Source organism: Streptomyces longispororuber, assembly GCF_014656095.1.
Lineage (GTDB): Bacteria > Actinomycetota > Actinomycetes > Streptomycetales > Streptomycetaceae > Streptomyces > Streptomyces longispororuber.
In genome coordinates, this window is the sequence record NZ_BNBT01000302.1 from 1 (window position 1) to 3,162 (window position 3,162).

2 protein-coding genes and 1 pseudogene are annotated in these 3,162 nt (G+C 75.3%); all 3 read right to left on the bottom strand.

Annotated elements, in window-relative coordinates; all coding sequences use genetic code 11:
- Positions 1–110: 110 nt before the first annotated feature.
- Positions 111–1,373, bottom strand: a complete 1,263-nt coding sequence (locus IE330_RS38235) for an NAD(P)/FAD-dependent oxidoreductase (RefSeq protein ID WP_190140783.1) — start codon at positions 1,371–1,373, stop codon at positions 111–113.
- A gap of 119 nt (positions 1,374–1,492) precedes the next feature.
- On the bottom strand, positions 1,493–2,863 hold the full coding sequence (locus IE330_RS38240; RefSeq protein WP_229926231.1) for a deoxyguanosinetriphosphate triphosphohydrolase: 1,371 nt from the start codon (positions 2,861–2,863) through the stop codon (positions 1,493–1,495).
- A gap of 46 nt (positions 2,864–2,909) precedes the next feature.
- A pseudogene (locus IE330_RS38245) lies at positions 2,910–3,162 on the bottom strand (sirohydrochlorin chelatase); the annotation flags it as partial.

Here is a 3,162-nt window from a genome sequence, read left to right on the forward strand (position 1 = left end):
CGTTTGAGGACGAGCGCGTCAGCGCGATACGGGGGTCCAGGGGGCGGAGCCCCCTGGTTACGGGAAAGGGGCGGGTCTGGGGCGCACCCGCGAGGGACGGGTGGTCGGTGTCAGGGCAGCAAGGACTCCAGGGGGCGGGTCGGGTCGGCGAGGGCTTCGGGGTCGGGGTGGGCGGCGGTGCGGATGAGGGTCTGGACGGTCTCTGTGACGTCCCACACATTCACGTTCATCCCGGCGAGCACCTGCCCCTCGCGCAGCCAGAACGCGATGAACTCCCGCTTGCCCGCGTCCCCGCGCACGACCACCTGGTCGTACGTGCCCGGCGGCGCCCAGCCCGAGTACTCCAGGCCGACGTCGTACTGGTCGGAGAAGAAGTACGGCACGCGGTCGTAGGTGACGTCCTGGCCGAGCATGGCGCGGGCGGCGGCCGGGCCGCCGTTCAGGGCGTTGGCCCAGTGCTCCACGCGCAGCCGGGTGCCGAACAGCGGGTGCCCGACGGCGGCGACGTCCCCGGCGGCGTAGATGTCCGGGTCGGAGGTGCGCAGGGAGGCGTCCACGGCGACGCCCCCGCCCTCCGCGCGGTCGACGAGCGCGAGGCCCGCGGACTCGGCGAGCGCGGTGCGCGGGGCGGCGCCGATCGCGGCGAGGACGTCGTGCGCCGGGTGCTCCTCGCCGTCGTCCGTGCGGGCGGCGAGGACCATGCCGTCCTGGCCGGTGATCTCGGTCAGGCGGGCCCCGAAGTGGAAGCGGACGCCGTGCTCGGCGTGCAGGTCGGTGAACATCTGGCCGACCTCGGGGCCGAGCACGGCGTGCAGCGGCGTCGGCTCGGGCTCGACGACGGTGACCTCCGCGCCGTACTCCCGCGCCGCCGCGGCGACTTCGAGGCCGATCCAGCCGGCGCCCGCGATCACCAGGTGGCCGTTGTCGCGGCCGAGCGCGGCCAGGACGTGGCGCAGCCGGTCGGCGTGGGCCAGGCGGCGCAGGTGGTGCACGCCCGCGAGGCCGGTGCCTGGCACGTCCAGGCGGCGGGGTTCGGCGCCGGTGGCGAGGAGCAGCTTGTCGTAGCGGACGACCGTGCCGTCGCCGAGCCGGACGGTGTGCGCGGCGCGGTCTATGGCGACGACGGTCTGGCCCAGGTGCAGCTCGACGTCCGCCTGCGCGTACCACGAGGGCTCGTGGACGTAGACGCTGTCGCGGTCCTCCTTGCCCAGGAGGTAGCCCTTGGACAGCGGCGGGCGTTCGTACGGGTGGTCGCGCTCGTCCCCGATGAGGATCACCCGGCCGGTGAAGCCCTCGGCGCGCAGCGTCTCGGCTGCCTTCGCACCCGCCAGACCTCCTCCGACGATGACGAACGTCTGATCCGCGTCGACCACTTGATGCCTCCTCGAAACCTGTGTGCCCACTGGGAGAGTCCCGCACGCAGCGTGATGACGGAAGGGGGTCTACTCCGATCCGGCCACTTTCCGTCACATCCTGTGTTCATCGTCCATGGTCACTCACCGGTGCGTGCCGTCCGGTGCGGTGCGGTGAGCCGCCGGTGCAGGGAGCGGGCGGCGGCGTCCGTGAGGGACGCGATCTGGTCGATGACGACGCGCTTCGCGGCGCGGTCGTCGGGTGCCGCGTCGTACAGGGCGCGGAACTGCGGGTCGAGCCCCTCGGGGGCGCGCGCGGCGAGCGCGTCGGCGAGTTCGGCGACGCAGACGCGCTGGTCGGCGCGGAGCCTGGTCTGTTCGGCGCGCTGCATCACGTACCGGTCGGCGACGGCCTTGAGGACCGCGCACTCCAGGCGGGTCTCGCGCGGGACGACGAGCTCGGCGGCGTACCGGGTGAGCGGTCCGGTCCCGTACCGGGCGCGGGTCGCGGTCTCGGCCGCGAGGCAGAAACGGCCGATGAGCTGGCTGGTGGCGTCCTTCAACCGGGCCTGGGCGACGGCCGATCCGTCGTACCCGTGCGGCCACCACTCCTGCTCCTGGAGGCGGTCCAGGGCGGCGGCGAGCTCCTCGGGGTCGGTGTCGGCGGGGACGTAGCGGCCGACGGCGACCGCGCACACGTCCCGGCGCTCGGGCTCGGCGCCGAGCAGGTTGGGGTCGATGTGGCCCGCGTGCAGGCCGTCCTCGACGTCGTGCACGGAGTACGCGACGTCGTCGGCCCAGTCCATGACCTGCGCCTCGAAGCAGGTGCGGTGGCCGGGGGCGCCCTCGCGGACCCAGTCGAAGACGGGCCGGTCGTCGTCGTACACCCCGAACTTCACCGAGTCCGGGTCGGCGGGGTGGGCGCCGCGCGGCCAGGGGTACTTGGTGGCGGCGTCCAGGGCGGCGCGGGTGAGGTTCAGGCCGACGCTGACGAGGTCGCCGGTGTCCGGGCTGCGGACGAAGCGCTTGGGCTCGATGCGGGTGAGCAGGCGCAGGGACTGGGCGTTGCCCTCGAAGCCGCCGCAGTCCTGGGCGAGCTCGTTCAGGGCCTGCTCGCCGTTGTGGCCGAAGGGCGGGTGGCCGAGGTCGTGGGAGAGGCAGGCCGTCTCCACCAGGTCCGGGTCGCAGCCGAGGGCGGCGCCCAGCTCGCGGCCGACCTGGGCGCACTCCAGGGAGTGCGTCAGGCGCGTACGGGCACTGGCGTCCCAGGCCTGGCTCCTGGTGCCGGGCGTGACGACCTGGGTCTTCCCGGCGAGGCGGCGCAGCGCGGCGGAGTGCAGGACGCGCGCGCGGTCCCGCTGGAAGGCGGTGCGGCCCGGGCGCTTGTCGGGCTCGGCGGCCCAGCGCTCGGCGGCGGCCGCGTCGTAGGCGGAGAAGGCGGGGAGGGCGCAGGGGTACGCCGTGTGCTCGGGCTGCGGCTCGGGGTGCGCGTGCGGTGCGGTGCCTGCCATGCACCGACAGTAGACGCAGCGCGCCGCGGGATGCGCCGCGCCCCCCTCAGGCGGCCGTCGGCGGGCGCCGCGGCGCCGGGGCGGGCGCGACGGAACAGGCCTGGTCGTAGCGGTGCAGCAGGAGCCGGACGAGGGCGGAGTGTGCGCCCAGGGGCGCGGCGGCGAGCCACGGCGCGGCGCCCGCGGCCTCGGTGGCGAAGCGGCCGGGCGCGGTGAGGTACGAGGCGACGGCGACCCGCCGGACGCCCGCGGCTTCGAGGACGGCGACGGCGGCGGGGACGGCGGCGGGCGTGGCGGCG